Origin of the sequence: Halobacillus sp. Marseille-P3879 (assembly GCF_900240285.1) — a bacterium.
In the GTDB taxonomy this organism is placed as follows: Bacteria; Bacillota; Bacilli; order Bacillales; family Halobacillaceae; genus Halobacillus_A.
The window spans coordinates 348,131-362,951 of record NZ_OESS01000001.1 but is presented as its reverse complement, the minus strand read 5'-3'; the positions used below and the strand labels follow the sequence as shown (position 1 = coordinate 362,951).

Sequence of the window (14,821 nt, the reverse complement as noted above, 5' to 3'; positions counted from 1 at the left end):
CACTCTTTACTTTAAATCAAATCACGAATGGTCTGATGATCCACGTTATTCCCGGTGATTACAATTACTACGTTTCGTCCATCCCCTTCCTTCCTTCGTAAAACACTCCCAATCCCAGCTGCAGCTGCACCTTCTATTATCATTTTATGAAATTCCATCATAAAAACGATTCCTTTTTCAATCATTTTCTCACTAACAAGTACACTCTCATCCATATAGCGCTTCGTTAATGAAAAAGTATATTTATTATCCGGTCCAAGTCCGCCTAGAAGACTATCGGCTAAAGTATCGGCTTCTTTTAACTGCACAGGAGCTCCTTTTTTCAGACTTTCATGCATGACAGCTGATTGTTCCATCGTCACTCCCTGTATAAAAACATCCGAAGCAATTGACTTCAATGTAAAGGCTATGCCCGAAAGCAATCCACCACCTGAAAGGGGAACGACAACTTCACTGACCTCAGGAAGCTGCTCAATAATTTCAAGCCCTATCGTCCCCTGTCCCGCGATAACTTGAGGGTCATCAAAAGGTTTGATAACTGAAAGCCCTTTCTGCTTTTCCAACTCATAACAGTAAGCTTCGGCATCGTCTTGATTCTCGCCAAACTTCTCAACGACCGCCCCTAACCGTTGAAGTCGGTTTACTTTTTCACCTGGTACGCGGTTTGAAATGCATACCGTCGCCTCAATCCCCAATTGTTTAGCTACATAGGCTACGGCAATACCGTGGTTTCCTGTAGAGAAAGTAGTGACCCCTTTCTGCTTTTCCTCCTCGGTTAGGGAGAGGATTTTGTTAGCTGCTCCTCTAAGCTTAAAGGCTCCTGTCGGCTGCAGGTTTTCCAATTTTAAATAGACATGGTTACCTGTTTCTTTAGACAAAGCCTCTGAATAAATCAGCGGGGTCTCTGCGGCAATTCCTTTGATCTGCTGTCTCGCATTATATACGGAACGCAAGGATACTGATTCTTTCATAGTTCCCCTCCTCTGCACTTATCTATTTCAGATTTTTCTGATAATGTATCATAAAAAATAAGATCGTACTATTTGTACGACCTCATTTATTTACTTTAGTTAATGATTCATAGATAACTTTTCTTAATGCTTCAGGATCATGAACAGACTCAATGCTTGCCTGCAATACGATTTCTTTCGGGGCAGCTGCCCAATCAATTGTGAATTCCGCTTCTAAGGCAAGGCATCTGACAAATTCACGCAGGCTGCGGCCATTACCTTCTCGAAAAGGATGGAGTACATTTAGTTCTGCCATATAATAAGCTAAACAACCGGCAAGCTCTTCCTTGTCTTTAGACATCCAATCTTCTGCTAAAATGCCGGAAAAAATGGTTTCAGCAGAATCTCGTAAAAAGCGGGCCTGGGCGAAAGTAAACCCGTCCTTAGTAATATTTTCGCTTCTTAATTCTCCAGCGAAAGGATATAAATCTCTAAAAATAGCTTCGTGAATTTTTTGTAAATGACGTAAATCAAAATTGCCTTGTACAGGTGAATCCTGCAGTTCTGACAATCGCTGTGTTGCTACTAAATTTTCCATGGTTTGGAGCTGGCGGTCATCCATAATATCATAATGATTGATAAGTATAGAGGTCCCAGGATAACAATAGCGGGAGGATCCGCTCCCATACCTTGATTCAGGCATGGCGAGACAATTCCAGTGCCCGCTTTAAAAACTCTTTATGAGTAATGGAACCTGTTAAACACATCTTAACAAGGCTCTCTTCTCGTTGGCTTAAACTTAAACCTTCTATAGCCATAGAAGCCTTTGCAGACTGCATCAGGCTTTCTGCTTGTTCATTTGTACGAACACTCATAGAAACAACCCTCCGACCACTTGATCTATTATTATTATACTACAAATCACAGCATAAATACAGGGTTATAGTTCGACAAAACGCTACACAGCAAGGATTAAGCTTAAGATGATTTCTTCTTACCCGTTGACTTTTTGGAAGCTGTTTTCTTTTTCGGAGAGATTTTTTTCGATTCTTTAGTGCTCTCTAAAGATTTCTCTAACGCGTCCATTAAGTTAGTAACATTGTCCGGAGTTGTCTTCGGCTTAGAGGTCGTGATCTCTTCATTGTTGCGTTTGGCTTCAATTAGTTCCATAAGAGCCGTCCTGTACTCATCCGTATACTTCTCAGGTTCGAATTCAGCCGTAAGCTGGTCGATCAAGGTCTTAGCCGTACTAACTTCTTTTTTACTCAGTTCCGTCTCTTCTGGTACGTTAGGGACATCCGCTGCGTTTCTTACCTCGTCCGGATAATGAATCGTCTCCATAATCAGCGTATTATTATAGACACGGACTATAGCAAGCTGCTCTTTAGAACGGATAATAATCTTTGCAATCCCTATCTTTCCTGTATCATTTAATGCCTGACGGAGTAACCCGTACGCTTTAGATCCCCCCTCGTTTGGCGACATAAAATAACTTTTTTCAAAATAGATAGGATCTATTTCCTCCAACTTTACAAAATCGAGAATTTCCACGGCTTTATCTTCTTGCTCTTTCTTCAAATTTTCCAGGTCTTCCGCATCGAGTACTACAAACTTATTTTTCGTGTACTCATACGCTTTCACAATCTCCTCATTTGCTACTTCTTTCTCACAGACCGGACATCGTTTCTTATATTCAATCGGAGATTTGCATTCTTCGTGCAGCTGTCTAAGTCTAATATCTTTGTTGTCAGTAGCTGCATGTAATTTTATTGGAATGTTTACGAGCCCAAAGCTGATCGTACCTTTCCACATCGTGTGCATCGATGATCACTCCTTTTTTTATAGCATGCGTTTTGTTTATAAAATTTATGTTTAAACTGGCAAGCGCGACTTAAACTAACGAATACAAAGAAGGTGATAATGATGGATAAACCAATGCTTCCCACTCTTTCTGCCGAGCCGCCGAAAGGAAAAGAATGGCAATACGAAGTAAAATATGATGGATTTCGAGCTTTCCTCATTTTTACAAATGGAGAGGTTCAATTAATCAGCCGTAATGGCAAAGACCTTTCTTTTCAGTTTCCCGAACTAATTGAAGGATTATCGGTTGTGCCGGAAGCTGACTTTGTGCTCGATGGGGAAATCGTTATTTTAAACACTCCTTACCAGGGCGACTTTGAACAGCTTCAGAAACGCGGTCGCTTAAAAAATAAGGATCGAATCATCCAGGCTTCTAAAAAGCGTCCTGCCTCTTATATGGCTTTTGATATGGTAACTCAGGAGACTCAAGACATCACGAATTTTTCTTACTTAAACAGGAAAAAAGAACTTAAGAAGGTTGTGAAAGACCTGAATCACCCCTCGCTTCATTATGTAACCTCCTATTCCGACTGGAAGACAGTCAGGCAGCTCGTATTCGAGCATCTCGGAGAGGGGGTCGTTGCGAAACGCAAATCAAGCAACTACGCCTTTAACAAGCGCTCTTCAAACTGGTTGAAGATAAAAGTATGGCGAACCGTTTCAGGGTTTCTTACTCAATACAATCCTGACAATGATTACTTTAAAGCTGAAATATATAATGAGGAGCAGCGAATTGGATTAGGGCGTGTAAAACACGGGCTTGAGAGCGAGCAGTTCCAGACATTAATCAAATTCTTTAAAGAAAAAGGACAAAACTGGAAGATTGAACCTGGCATATGTGTGGATATTAACTGCCTTAATGCTCAGGATGAAGAATTAAGAGAGCCTGTGTTTAAAGATTTCCGCTTTGATTTATCGGCCGAGGATTGCACAAGGCGAAAATGCAGATGGGATCTGGCGCTTTTTCCAAAAGAGGTGTATTTCACCCATACAGACAAAACATTATGGCCTATCGGGGTACTTAAAGAAGACTATTTGATTTATTTGCGTCACATAGCTCCCCACATGCTCCGTTTTTTTTCAAGCAAAAAAGTTACGGTCATCCGCTACCCTGACGGAATTACGAAACAGTCTTTCTTTCAAAAGCATAAGCCTGATTATGCACCTGATTATATTGAGGGGTGGGATGAGGAAGATGGGGAGATGGCTTTACGGGCTGATTCCCTTAATTCCTTGTTATGGCTTGGCAACCAGGGAGCTTTAGAATTCCATTTGCCGTTTCAACGAGCACTGTCTTCTTACCCTGACGAAATCGTGTTCGATCTCGACCCCCCTTCCCGGGAGAAGTTCCAGACCGCTGTTTTAGCTGCCAAGCTATTAAAGCATCTATTAGACAGGCTTGAGGTTTACAGTTTTGTAAAAACATCAGGAAATAAAGGCTTACAGATCCACATCCCCGTTGAAGAAGGAAAAATCAGCTATGAGGAAACGAGGAATTTTACAGAAAAATTAGCGATGCTGCTAGTAAAAGAGAAGCCGGAACTATTTACAATAGAAAGATTAAAGAAAAAACGCGGGGACCGGCTGTATATCGACTATGTCCAGCATGCAGAAGGAAAAACCATTATTGCTCCATATTCCGCACGGGCCACGGAGGAAGCGAGCGTTGCTACTCCTTTATTTTGGGGCGAGCTAAATGACAGTTTAACTCCCTATTCCTATACGATTGAAAATGTTCTTCACCGCGTTCAGACGCTTGGCTGTCCATTTGCCTCCTATGATGAAGTCAGAGAAAAGCAGCCGATTGATACAATTAAGAATCTATAGATAATCAGCACGAAGAAAAGGAATCTTGGAATTAAAAAAACAAGGCTGTTGAGATTTACTCAACAGCCTCAGACACTGTTGCACTGCAGTGTCCTCTATTATGTTTTGCTTTCCAGTTTTTCTCTCAGTTTAAACTTTTGTAATTTTCCACTTGCGTTTCTTGGCAGTTCCTCGACAAATTCATACCGTCTCGGTCGTTTATAACGGGCAAGTCTATTCGTGGATATACAGAACTCCTCGAGATCAGATGCGGTCAGCCCTCTTTCTTTAGGTACTACGTAAGCCACCACCCGTTCTCCCCACATTTCATCGGGTTCTCCGATCACGGCCGCATCCATTACGGAAGGATGGTCAAATAAGGCGTCCTCTACCTCCCTCGAGTAGATGTTTTCTCCACCCGATATAATCATGTCCTTCACACGATCGCTCACCCATAAGTACCCGTCTTCATCGAATGAACCTATATCCCCTGAGTGATACCATCCTTTATACATCACTTCTTCGGTAGCTTCCGGGCGGTTATAGTAACCTTTCATTGTACTCGGCCCGCGCACAACTATCTCTCCCAGCTCTCCGGGATTGCATATATCATCCGGGTCTGCTGGTCCGCCTTCACGCGTTCTGACCACTCGTACATCATGATTAATCAGCGCTCTTCCCGCCGATCCCGCTTTTGAAATCTGTTCATCCTCAAATAATGCAGTGATGGCAGGTCCCATCTCTGTCATCCCATATGCTTGCAGCAACTGGACACCGAGAGCTTCATGCAGGCGGGTCGTTAAAGCCGGGGCCATTGGCGCTCCCCCATACAGTCCCTGCCGCAGCGTTTTGAAGTCCTCTTGAATAAACTCTTCCTGGAGGACCATATTCCACATCGTAGGCGCGGCAAACATAGTAGAGATCCGCTCTTCTTTTACAGTCTCAATCATCGCACGGGGCTCAAAATGGTGGAGAATCACATTTGTTGCACCTACCATCACTCTAGGAAAAAAAGTACAATGAAGCTCTGCACAGTGGAACAACGGGGCAACGCTTAACCCTCTGTCGTTTGGTGTTAATCTAAGCGTGGCTGTTAAAATGAGTGCCTGATCGACCATGTCTCTGTGGGTATGAATAACACCCTTCGGCGCCCCCGTTGTCCCGGAAGTGTACATTATAGCGTATAGGTCATCCTCTTCAACCAGTATGTTTGGTGTCGTTGTCATTTGCCCTGCGACCATCTCGTAATAGTTGTCCGCATAATCGAGTTCCATTTCATCAATAGACCAAAAAGAAATGTCAGGCCGGGATTCAGCTGCTCCACGAACAGATTCTGCCGTCGCCTTTTCAAAAAGCACAATCTTAGGAGAAGCATCATTAATGATATAATCAATTTCCTGAACAGTTAATCGGAAATTGATCGGATTAAAGACAGCTCCGATTTTCATACAAGCAAACAAAGTTGTAGCAAATTCAGCTGTGTTAAAAAGAACCGTTGACACGCGGTCTCCTTTGTCGACTCCTTCAGCAAGCAGGGTATTAGCCAATCGGTTAACTTCTTCATCCCATTGGTGGTAAGTCCATCTGATTCCTAACCGAAGATCAACTAATCCTTCTTTGTTTGGATATTTGGCAACCGTTTGTTCAAACATACTAGTTAAGGTTGGTCCCATACCTAATCCTCTCCCCTTGTTTTAGTGGTCTCCTTTTTCTACCTTGGCTGTAACCTTATTGCCCCGTCTAGCCTGATCACCTCCCCGTTTAACATCGAATTTTCTATGATAGCTACTGCAAGTTTTCCGTACTCCTGCGGATGACCCAGACGGTTGGGAAAAGGGGTGGCTTCTCCCAGCGCTTTTTTAGCTGATGCAGGAAGCACGTCAAACATAGGAGTTTCAAACAAACCAGGGGCAATTGTCATCACCCTTATGCCGAAACGGGCTAATTCTCTTGAGATTGGGAGCGTCATCCCGGCTACCCCTCCTTTAGAAGCGCTGTATGCAGCTTGTCCAATTTGCCCATCAAAGGCGGCAATGGAAGCGGTATTAATAATAACTCCCCTTTCCCCTTCTTCATTAGCCGGAGCTTCTACCATTTTCTCAGCCGCTAACCGGATCATATTAAAGGTCCCGGTAAGATTCACTTCGATTACTTTCTGAAAAGCACTTAATGAATGAAGCCCCTTCTTACTCTTCACCTTTTCAGCAATCACGATTCCTGCACAGTTGATGAGAGCATTGATATAACCATAATGGCGGACGGCTTTAGTAAGGCTTTGTTCCACTTCTTCTTCATCGGTCACATCTGCCGGGTAAAAGACCGCCGATGGGGTAAGCTCCTCTGCCAGAGCTTTGCCTTTTTCCGAATTCATATCAAGAATGACAGCTTTTCCACCCTGTTCTATGATCTTTCGCACAGTCGCTTCTCCAAGACCAGAAGCTCCCCCTGTAACAACAGCAACAATGTCATCTGCTTTCATGGATTAATCCCCCAGTCGCTCAATAATGGTTGCGTTGGCCATCCCCATACCTTCACAAACTGCCTGAAGTCCGTAACGTCTCTCACTTCTTTCTAACTCATGAACTAAAGTCGTTAACAGCTTCGTACCTGTAGCACCAAGCGGATGGCCTAAAGCAATCGCCCCTCCGTTAACATTTAATTTATTCCGATCCGCTCCGGTTTCTTTTAACCAGAAAAGAGGTACCGGAGCAAATGCTTCATTAACTTCAAATAAGTCAATGTCTTCGAGGCTTAGTCCAGCTTTTTGCAGCACTTTATGCGTAGCAGGAACTGGACCTGTAAGCATATAAGTTGGATCAGATCCCACAACTGAGCGCGACACCACCCGGCACCTCGGTCTCAGCCCCAATTCTTCAGCCTTAGCTCGAGACATTAATAGGACAGCTGAAGCTCCGTCACTGATCTGACTCGCGTTACCCGCTGTAATTACTCCATGCTCGTCAAATACAGGCTGAAGCTCTGCAAGTGTATCAACAGTGGTTCCCTTTCGCGGTCCCTGGTCGTGCTGCATCATGACGGGAAGCCCTTGTTTGTCTTTCGTTTCTACAGCCATAATTTCCTTATCAAACCGTTCTTCTTCTATGGCTCGCAGCGCTCGCTCATGGCTGCCGGCTGCATATTCATCCAGCTCACGCCGATTTAATTTCCACCGGGATGCGATCCGTTCCGCAGAAAGTCCTTGGTTGATAATCTCATACCGATCGGTAAGCTTGTCACTATGCTCAGTCCCTTTCATGTTTGAAAACATCGGAACTCTAGACATACTTTCTATTCCGCCTGCAATCACGATGTCCATATCTCCACTTGCTATAGCCTGTGAAGCAAAATGCAGAGCTTGTTGACTCGAACCACACTGTCGATCAATCGTGACTCCGGGTACTTCTTTGGGAAAACCAGCAATTAATAAAGCCGTACGAGCTATATCGCCTGCCTGTTCCCCTACTTGAGATACACACCCTGCTATGACATCTTCCACTAGTTTCGGATCCAGAGACACTCGGTCCACCACTTCTTTCAGCACTTTGGCAAATAATTCATCCGCTCTAACATTACTTAGTAATCCATTTCGTTTGCCTGCCGGAGTGCGGACCGCCTCCACAATAACTACTTCATTCATTCAATCTACCTCCTACATTAATCCCATCTTTTTCGCAATAATCGATTTCATAATTTCGTTTGAACCTGCATAAATTGCCGTTACAGGAGCATCCCTGAACCTGCGGGCGATCTCGTACTCCTCCATATACCCATAGCCTCCGTGAAGGTGCATACAAGTGGAAGCCACTTTCTTCACAAGATCGGTAATCCACCACTTGGCCATCGCCGCCTCTTTGACTACATCCCCGCCGTTCATATGCAATTCTATGGTTCGGTCCAGGAATGTTCTCCCCATCTCTACCTCTGTCTGCAGTTCAGCCAACTTAAACTGAGTATTCTGGAAAGAGGCAATGGATTGACCGAAAGCTTTCCTGTTTTTTACGTAATCTATTGTAATTTCTAACATCCGTTCACTCGCTGCAATCCCTCCTATTGCTACGATTAACCGTTCCTGCTGTAAATGCTCCATCAAATAATAAAAGCCTTTTCCTTCTTCCCCAAGGATATTTTCCTTTGGAATCTTTGCATCCTCAAAAATGAGCTCTGCCGTATCCTGACTGTGCAGCCCTACTTTTCTAAGCTTCTTCCCCCTGGAAAAACCTGCTGTCCCCCGTTCGACGAGTAACAGACTGATTCCGCGATGGGCTGGGTCAGCGTCCAAACTTGTACGGCAGACTACCACGATTAAATCTGCCTGGATGCCATTGGTTATAAAAGTTTTTTCCCCATTTACTACATAGTGATCTCCCGATAACTGAGCATTTGTCTTTATATTGGCTAAATCCGAGCCTGCTCCCGGTTCAGTCATGGCTATAGCTGTAATGATTTCTCCGCTTGCACACTTAGGAAGCCATTTCTTTTTTTGTGCTTCGGTTCCATAATGGTATAAGTAGGGTACGACAATATCGTTATGCAGCCCTACTCCAATGAGTCCTGTTCCTACTTTTTCTAACTCCTCATTAATGACAACTGAATAACCGAAGTCTGCATCAAATCCACTATACTCTTCACTGAGCCACGGGCAGAGATAACCTTGCTCTCCAAGCTTTCTCCAAAACGAGCGGGGAATCTGTTCGTCAGCTTCCCAGTCCTCGAAGTAAGGATAAGCCTCTTTTTCAAGAAATTTTCTTAAAGCCTTCCGAAGAATATCGTGCTCTTCCTTTAAATATGCGGCTCTCAATAATAATCACCCTTTTACTGAAATTTCGGATCATCCCAGGCAAAAATAGACCTCTTTATAACTATTCGTTTTCAGGGGGGAAATTCCTGCATTTATAGGTAAGCGTTTTCACAACAAAAAAAAACACGGAGCTCACTGATTAGTAAGCATCCGCGTTTTTCTGTATAGGAGGAGACTTTAGGTAGGGTAGTATTATATTATGAGTTCACCGTCTCCCTTATGCCTCAGGAATTATTAAGCACACTTCGAATAGCTTTGGCTACTCCATTGTTGTTATTGGTATCCGTTACCCAGGCTGCTGCTTTCTTTACATCTTCCTGGGCATTCCCCATAGCAACACCAATTCCAGCCTCTTTAATCATCGCTAAATCATTTAGGCTGTCTCCTACGGACATTACATTCTCCATGTTTAAGTCTAAACGCTCACACACTTTTAGAAGAGCAGCAGCTTTGTTTACCCCGGCTGGATTGACTTCGATATTTGTCGGGCTTGAATTTGAGATCTCTAAGGCTTTGTTTTCTAAAAGCTCGTCTAAAATTACTTTCCTAATCTCGTCGTCTTCGATATCGAACCCAAACTTCAGCCAATCGTAATCTTTTACTTCTTTATCAAAATTCTCGGTGCTGTTAAACTGTCCCTGGACGGTAGTAGACCAATAATGTACTTCATGCTGCTGGCGAAGCTCCCAGAGACGTTCAACAAGTTTAGAATCCAGCAGGGTCTGGTCCACCAGTTCAAACTTATCGTTATATATTTCTCCTCCATTTATAGTCACTATATAAGAAGAGCGTCCTAATGACTCAGCTATGTCCCGACAGCGATCCAGGGAACGACCCGTACTGAGTACAACATGGATCCCTTTATCTTTTGCCTCCTGGACGGCCTTATAATTCTCCTCTGTCACTTTCTCTTCTGTGTTTAACAACGTACCGTCCATATCCAGGGCAATCAGCTTAATATCTTTCAATTCACTCATAGATGTTCACGTCCTCTCTTTTGCTCCCCTTATTCTAATATAAAAAAAAGAAATGATACAGGTTTGTGATCAATCTTTTTCCATTTACTGATTAACTAAATACAGGTACGGGTATGTTATTTATAAAACGGTATTGAGGAGGAAATTTATGTTTGATTATACTGTGTCGACGAACGAAAGAGTTGAGGATGCTGTAAACAACCTGGAAAACAGTTTAAAGGAAGAACAATTTGGAGTGCTTTGGAGCTTTGATATTAAAGATAAACTTCAAGAGAAAGGACTGGACTTTAAAAAGGAGTACAGAGTATTAGAAGTGTGCAATCCTGAAGAAGCCCAGAGAGTGATAACCGAAAATCAAATGACCGGATACTTTCTTCCATGCAAAATAGTGGTTTACGATGATGATGGGACTACAAAGATCGGCATGCCTAAGCCCACCGCCCTTATCAATATGATAAATGACGACGCTGTCCATGCTCTTGCAAAGGACATTGAAGAGCGATTAATTACGTGCATAGATCGAAGTGTATAATGAGACAGAGGCCTCTTAAGCTTGTGGAAAATTCCTGGTTTTCCACAGGCTTTTTTCTTGCCGCCAACTTTTCCTATCTATGGACGAGCAACCGAACTGCCTCACGAACTCCATGACGGGCGCTTTCATCTCTCTCTGTCAGCAGGATTGGAGGATGACTCTTTTTTAGTGCTCAATAGGCGGCACCATAGATAAGTCTTCCTGCTCGTCCTTTGTGGAATAAATAAACTTACCAGCAGGCGTAAGAGCCCCATAAAACACTGTTTGTATGTCAAAAATGCTATGTTTATTTAGTTGATCTTTCATCCATTCCTTATCTCTACCCATCCTTTTAAGCATTTTTTCTTGAGCTACCCCATCTAAGATGATGGGAACATCATACTCACCAGGTGTAATTTTTCCACCGACTTCAACCTTTGTTGCCCACTCTTTTTCTGCTTTCAGCTTTACTGAAAGCTGTCCATTCGCTTCAATAACCGCAATCTCTACGTCCTGAATGGTAAATACTCCCTTACCCCTTAGCATCTGAGTAATATTATCTATGGCGTAATTTATTTTTTTTATATTCTTATAAAGAAATTTACCGTTATAAATAACAACGGTTGGCTCAAAGGATAGTAGCTTTCCTATTTTACGGTTTTTCAATTTCATGAATATGATTAACTGGTGAAGAAAAGCAATAGCAACCATAGCTACAATTGTATGGATATGGTTAATTTTTGGGTCCGCAATATCAGCGCCTACAACAGCTCCAAAAACTAAAACTACTAAGAAATCAAATACAGGAAGCTCTCCGATTGAACGCTTTCCCATATATAAACCAATTACCAGCATAAGCGGAAGAATTGTCACAATTCTTCCTAAGACCTTCACAGAATCCATCAAAATGTCCATCCTGATTCACCTCGCTTTTATACTGCCCAATAAAATAAATTTTAATTGTTGACATTATACCCCTAAGGGTATAGTATAAGTCATGTAATATAATTCAATTAAAACGCAGCTCCATAAATAAGGAGGTTCAGCTATGGAATACAACAGCTCAGTAAAAAACCGCATCAAACGTATGGAAGGCCAAATGAGGGGCGTGCTTAAAATGATGGAAGAGGGCAAGGATTGTAAAGATGTTATCAACCAGCTATCAGCATTACGTAGCGGCCTTGACCGTACGATCGGATTAGTTGTAAGTTCCAATCTGGTTGATTGCATTCAAGATGCTCAGGATGAAGAGACAAAAGAAGAATCCATTAATGAAGCTGTACAATTATTAGTGAAAAGCCGCTAATTTTTTTGAAACAAATAATACCCTTAGGTGTAGAAGTATATTAGGAGGATGAGGAATATGTCAGTAACAAAGAAAACGAACATTATTTTATTCAGTGGAGATTACGATAAAGCGATGGCTGCTTACATTATTGCTAATGGCGCAGCAGCGTATGATCATGAAGTAACTATTTTTCATACGTTCTGGGGATTAAACGCCTTACGTAAAGATGGCCACGTAGCCGTAAAGAAAAACTTTATGGAAAAGCTGTTTGGCAAAATGATGCCTCGCGGAGCAGAGAAGATGGGACTCTCTAAAATGAATTACGCAGGTTTTGGACCGAAGATGATTAAAGATGTCATGAAAAAGCATAATGCCATGCCTTTGCCTGATTTAATCGAAATGGCTCAAGAGCAAGAAGTGAACTTAGTCGCTTGTACGATGACGATGGATTTACTTGGACTTCGCAAAGAAGAGTTACTCGAAGATATTGAATATGCAGGAGTTGCCGCCTATTTAGGAGAAGCAGAAGACGGTAACGTAAACCTATTCATTTAAGGAGGAAGATGACCAGTATGAAAACAATGACAGCAAAACAAGTAGAAAATCAGCATAAAGAGTTAAACATTATAGACGTAAGAGAAACGGATGAAGTGGCAGCCGGCAAGATACCTGGAGCGCACAATATACCTCTAGGTCTTCTAGAATTTCGTATGAACGAGTTAGACGAATCAAAAGAATACGTTATGGTTTGTCGTTCTGGAGGACGCAGCGGTCAGGCTGCCCAGTTTCTTGAAGGGCAAGGCTATCAGGTCATTAACACGGATGGCGGAATGATGAATTACGAAGGAACAACCGAATAAATCTAAGGAGGACTCAGGTATGGATATTAAAACAAATGAAGTTTTAGACGCAAAGGGACTCGCTTGCCCAATGCCAATTGTGAAGACAAAAAAGACCATTCAAAATCTTGACGCAGGTCAAGTGCTTAAAGTAGAAGCGACAGACAAAGGATCTACCGCTGACATGAAAGCCTGGGCTGATAAAGCTGGCCACCAGTACCTTGGCACTACAGAAGAAAATGACGTGTTAAGCCATTACATTCGTAAATCCAGTGACGAGGAGTCTCAAGAGAAACATCATCCTCATGTAGTAGAGAATGATGCCCTTCAATTATTTGATGAAGATACCCTTATTTTAGATGTTCGTGAAGCCGCAGAATACGCTTTCGGCCATATTCCAGGTGCGCAATCTATTCCATTTGGCGAGCTGGATGAACGCATGGATGAAATTGATGATATGAAGAATATTTATGTGGTTTGCCGCACAGGGAACCGTAGCGACATGGCCGCCCAAAAGCTGGCAGCTAAAGGCTATAACCATGTCTACAATGTGGTGCCTGGAATGAGCGGTTGGACAGGCGAAACCACAAAATCCAATTAATTTTTTATTAAAAATAATACCTAAGGGGGTAGTGTTTATGACTATAAATGCAATGACTGCTCAGCAGGTCACACAAAAAATATTAAACAATGAACCTTTATTTATTTTAGATGTTAGAAATGAAGAAGCTTTTCAAGACTGGAAGATTGAAGGAAAAAGCTTAACGTATTTAAATATCCCTTATTTTGATCTGCTTGACGGTGTTGAAGAAATTCTTGACCAGCTTCCTGTCGATCAAGACGTAATTGTGGTTTGTGCAAAGGAAGGATCTTCAGTAATGGTAGCAGAAATGATTTCGGAAGAAGGAAGAGATGTTTCCTATTTACAAGGTGGAATGAAAGCCTGGAGTGAATATTTAGAGCCCCTTAAAGTGGCAGACTTAAGGGATGGCGGTGAGCTCTTTCAATTTGTACGAATCGGTAAAGGGTGTCTATCGTACATGGTTGTCTCTAGGGGTGAAGCTGCGATCATCGATGCCACACGAATGACTGACGTTTACATTCGTTTTGCAGAAGAAAAAGGCGCTCAAGTCACTCACGTATTTGACACACACTTACACGCTGATCATATATCAGGTGGGCGTGAATTAGCTGAAAAAACAGGCGCCACCTATTGGCTTCCACCGAAAGATGCTGGTGAAGTGAAGTTTAACTACGCACCATTAAAAGATAATAAGATCGTGAAAGTTGGAGATACCGAGATCGCCATTCATGCATTGTACTCTCCAGGACACACCATAGGATCCACTTCATTTGTCATCAATGGTCAGTACCTTCTTTCTGGAGACATTCTATTCATTGATTCAATTGGACGTCCCGATTTAGCTGGTAAAGCAGAAGACTGGGTAAAAGATCTACGTGAGACACTCTACTCTCGTTACAAAGAGCTTTCTGACGAACTAATTGTTCTACCCGCTCACTTTATGATTATGGATGAACTTAACGAGAATGGAACAGTAGCAGAAAAGCTAGGAACATTGTTTTCTAACAACCATGGTTTAAACATTGAAGATGAAACGGAATTTCGCAAAATGGTAACAGAGAACCTTCCGCCTCAACCAAATGCTTATCAAGAAATTAGAGAAACAAATATGGGGAAAATCTCTCCAGATGAAGAGGAACAGCGCGAAATGGAGATTGGACCTAACCGTTGTGCGGTTAGATAACACAATAAACACAAATAAATGTTGGA

Annotated in this window: 17 protein-coding genes; 7 read left to right on the top strand and 10 right to left on the bottom strand. The window is 42.5% G+C overall.

What is annotated here, in order from left to right; genetic code table 11:
- Positions 1 to 11: 11 nt before the first annotated feature.
- From C1A12_RS01860 to C1A12_RS01845, 4 genes are all read right to left on the bottom strand, one after another.
- On the bottom strand, positions 12 to 971 hold the full coding sequence (locus C1A12_RS01860) for a threonine/serine dehydratase (RefSeq protein ID WP_101842149.1): 960 nt from the start codon (positions 969 to 971) through the stop codon (positions 12 to 14).
- Between the two features lie 82 nt (positions 972 to 1,053).
- Positions 1,054 to 1,653 carry a Fic family protein gene (locus C1A12_RS01855; protein WP_101842148.1) on the bottom strand — a complete coding sequence of 200 codons (600 nt, stop codon included), beginning with the start codon at positions 1,651 to 1,653 and terminating at the stop codon, positions 1,054 to 1,056.
- Positions 1,646 to 1,825, bottom strand: a complete 180-nt coding sequence (locus tag C1A12_RS01850) for a hypothetical protein (protein WP_101842147.1) — start codon at positions 1,823 to 1,825, stop codon at positions 1,646 to 1,648. Before C1A12_RS01850 ends, C1A12_RS01855 begins: the two co-directional genes overlap by 8 nt.
- A gap of 103 nt (positions 1,826 to 1,928) precedes the next feature.
- Positions 1,929 to 2,771: a Ku protein gene (locus tag C1A12_RS01845; protein ID WP_101842146.1), complete on the bottom strand. Its 843-nt coding sequence runs from the start codon at positions 2,769 to 2,771 to the stop codon at positions 1,929 to 1,931.
- A 102-nt stretch (positions 2,772 to 2,873) separates the two neighbouring features.
- On the opposite strand from C1A12_RS01845, the gene ligD reads away from it, so the two are divergent.
- On the top strand, positions 2,874 to 4,637 hold the full coding sequence (gene ligD / locus C1A12_RS01840) for a DNA ligase D (protein WP_159462121.1): 1,764 nt from the start codon (positions 2,874 to 2,876) through the stop codon (positions 4,635 to 4,637).
- Positions 4,638 to 4,735: 98 nt separating this feature from the next.
- On the opposite strand, the gene C1A12_RS01835 is transcribed toward ligD, so the two are convergent.
- From C1A12_RS01835 to C1A12_RS01815, 5 genes are all read right to left on the bottom strand, one after another.
- Complete coding sequence (locus C1A12_RS01835; protein ID WP_101842144.1) at positions 4,736 to 6,289, bottom strand: fatty acid--CoA ligase; 1,554 nt, start codon at positions 6,287 to 6,289, stop codon at positions 4,736 to 4,738.
- 38 nt (positions 6,290 to 6,327) lie between these two features.
- On the bottom strand, positions 6,328 to 7,095 hold the full coding sequence (locus C1A12_RS01830; RefSeq protein WP_101842143.1) for a 3-hydroxyacyl-CoA dehydrogenase: 768 nt from the start codon (positions 7,093 to 7,095) through the stop codon (positions 6,328 to 6,330).
- 3 nt (positions 7,096 to 7,098) lie between these two features.
- Positions 7,099 to 8,253: a thiolase family protein gene (locus C1A12_RS01825; RefSeq protein WP_101842142.1), complete on the bottom strand. Its 1,155-nt coding sequence runs from the start codon at positions 8,251 to 8,253 to the stop codon at positions 7,099 to 7,101.
- Positions 8,254 to 8,265: 12 nt separating this feature from the next.
- Positions 8,266 to 9,414, bottom strand: coding sequence for an acyl-CoA dehydrogenase family protein (locus tag C1A12_RS01820; protein WP_101842141.1), 1,149 nt, complete (start codon positions 9,412 to 9,414; stop codon positions 8,266 to 8,268).
- A gap of 224 nt (positions 9,415 to 9,638) precedes the next feature.
- Positions 9,639 to 10,391, bottom strand: coding sequence for a Cof-type HAD-IIB family hydrolase (locus tag C1A12_RS01815; protein ID WP_101842140.1), 753 nt, complete (start codon positions 10,389 to 10,391; stop codon positions 9,639 to 9,641).
- 148 nt (positions 10,392 to 10,539) lie between these two features.
- On the opposite strand from C1A12_RS01815, the gene C1A12_RS01810 reads away from it, so the two are divergent.
- On the top strand, positions 10,540 to 10,923 hold the full coding sequence (locus C1A12_RS01810; protein ID WP_101842139.1) for a DUF302 domain-containing protein: 384 nt from the start codon (positions 10,540 to 10,542) through the stop codon (positions 10,921 to 10,923).
- 165 nt (positions 10,924 to 11,088) lie between these two features.
- Here C1A12_RS01810 and C1A12_RS01805 read toward each other — a convergent pair whose 3' ends face one another.
- A complete protein-coding gene (locus C1A12_RS01805) occupies positions 11,089 to 11,805 on the bottom strand; it encodes a DUF421 domain-containing protein (RefSeq protein ID WP_235001505.1) in 717 nt (238 codons plus the stop codon).
- 145 nt (positions 11,806 to 11,950) lie between these two features.
- On the opposite strand from C1A12_RS01805, the gene C1A12_RS01800 reads away from it, so the two are divergent.
- The 5 genes from C1A12_RS01800 to C1A12_RS01780 are packed head-to-tail and all read left to right on the top strand — an operon-like array spanning position 11,951 to position 14,795.
- On the top strand, positions 11,951 to 12,208 hold the full coding sequence (locus C1A12_RS01800; RefSeq protein ID WP_101842138.1) for a metal-sensitive transcriptional regulator: 258 nt from the start codon (positions 11,951 to 11,953) through the stop codon (positions 12,206 to 12,208).
- Positions 12,209 to 12,265: 57 nt separating this feature from the next.
- On the top strand, positions 12,266 to 12,745 hold the full coding sequence (locus C1A12_RS01795; RefSeq protein ID WP_101842137.1) for a DsrE/DsrF/DrsH-like family protein: 480 nt from the start codon (positions 12,266 to 12,268) through the stop codon (positions 12,743 to 12,745).
- Between the two features lie 17 nt (positions 12,746 to 12,762).
- A complete protein-coding gene (locus C1A12_RS01790) occupies positions 12,763 to 13,050 on the top strand; it encodes a rhodanese-like domain-containing protein (RefSeq protein WP_101842136.1) in 288 nt (95 codons plus the stop codon).
- Positions 13,051 to 13,069: 19 nt separating this feature from the next.
- A complete protein-coding gene (locus tag C1A12_RS01785; RefSeq protein ID WP_101842135.1) occupies positions 13,070 to 13,630 on the top strand; it encodes a sulfurtransferase TusA family protein in 561 nt (186 codons plus the stop codon).
- A 37-nt stretch (positions 13,631 to 13,667) separates the two neighbouring features.
- Complete coding sequence (locus tag C1A12_RS01780) at positions 13,668 to 14,795, top strand: MBL fold metallo-hydrolase (RefSeq protein ID WP_101842134.1); 1,128 nt, start codon at positions 13,668 to 13,670, stop codon at positions 14,793 to 14,795.
- The last annotated feature ends 26 nt before the right edge of the window (positions 14,796 to 14,821 follow it).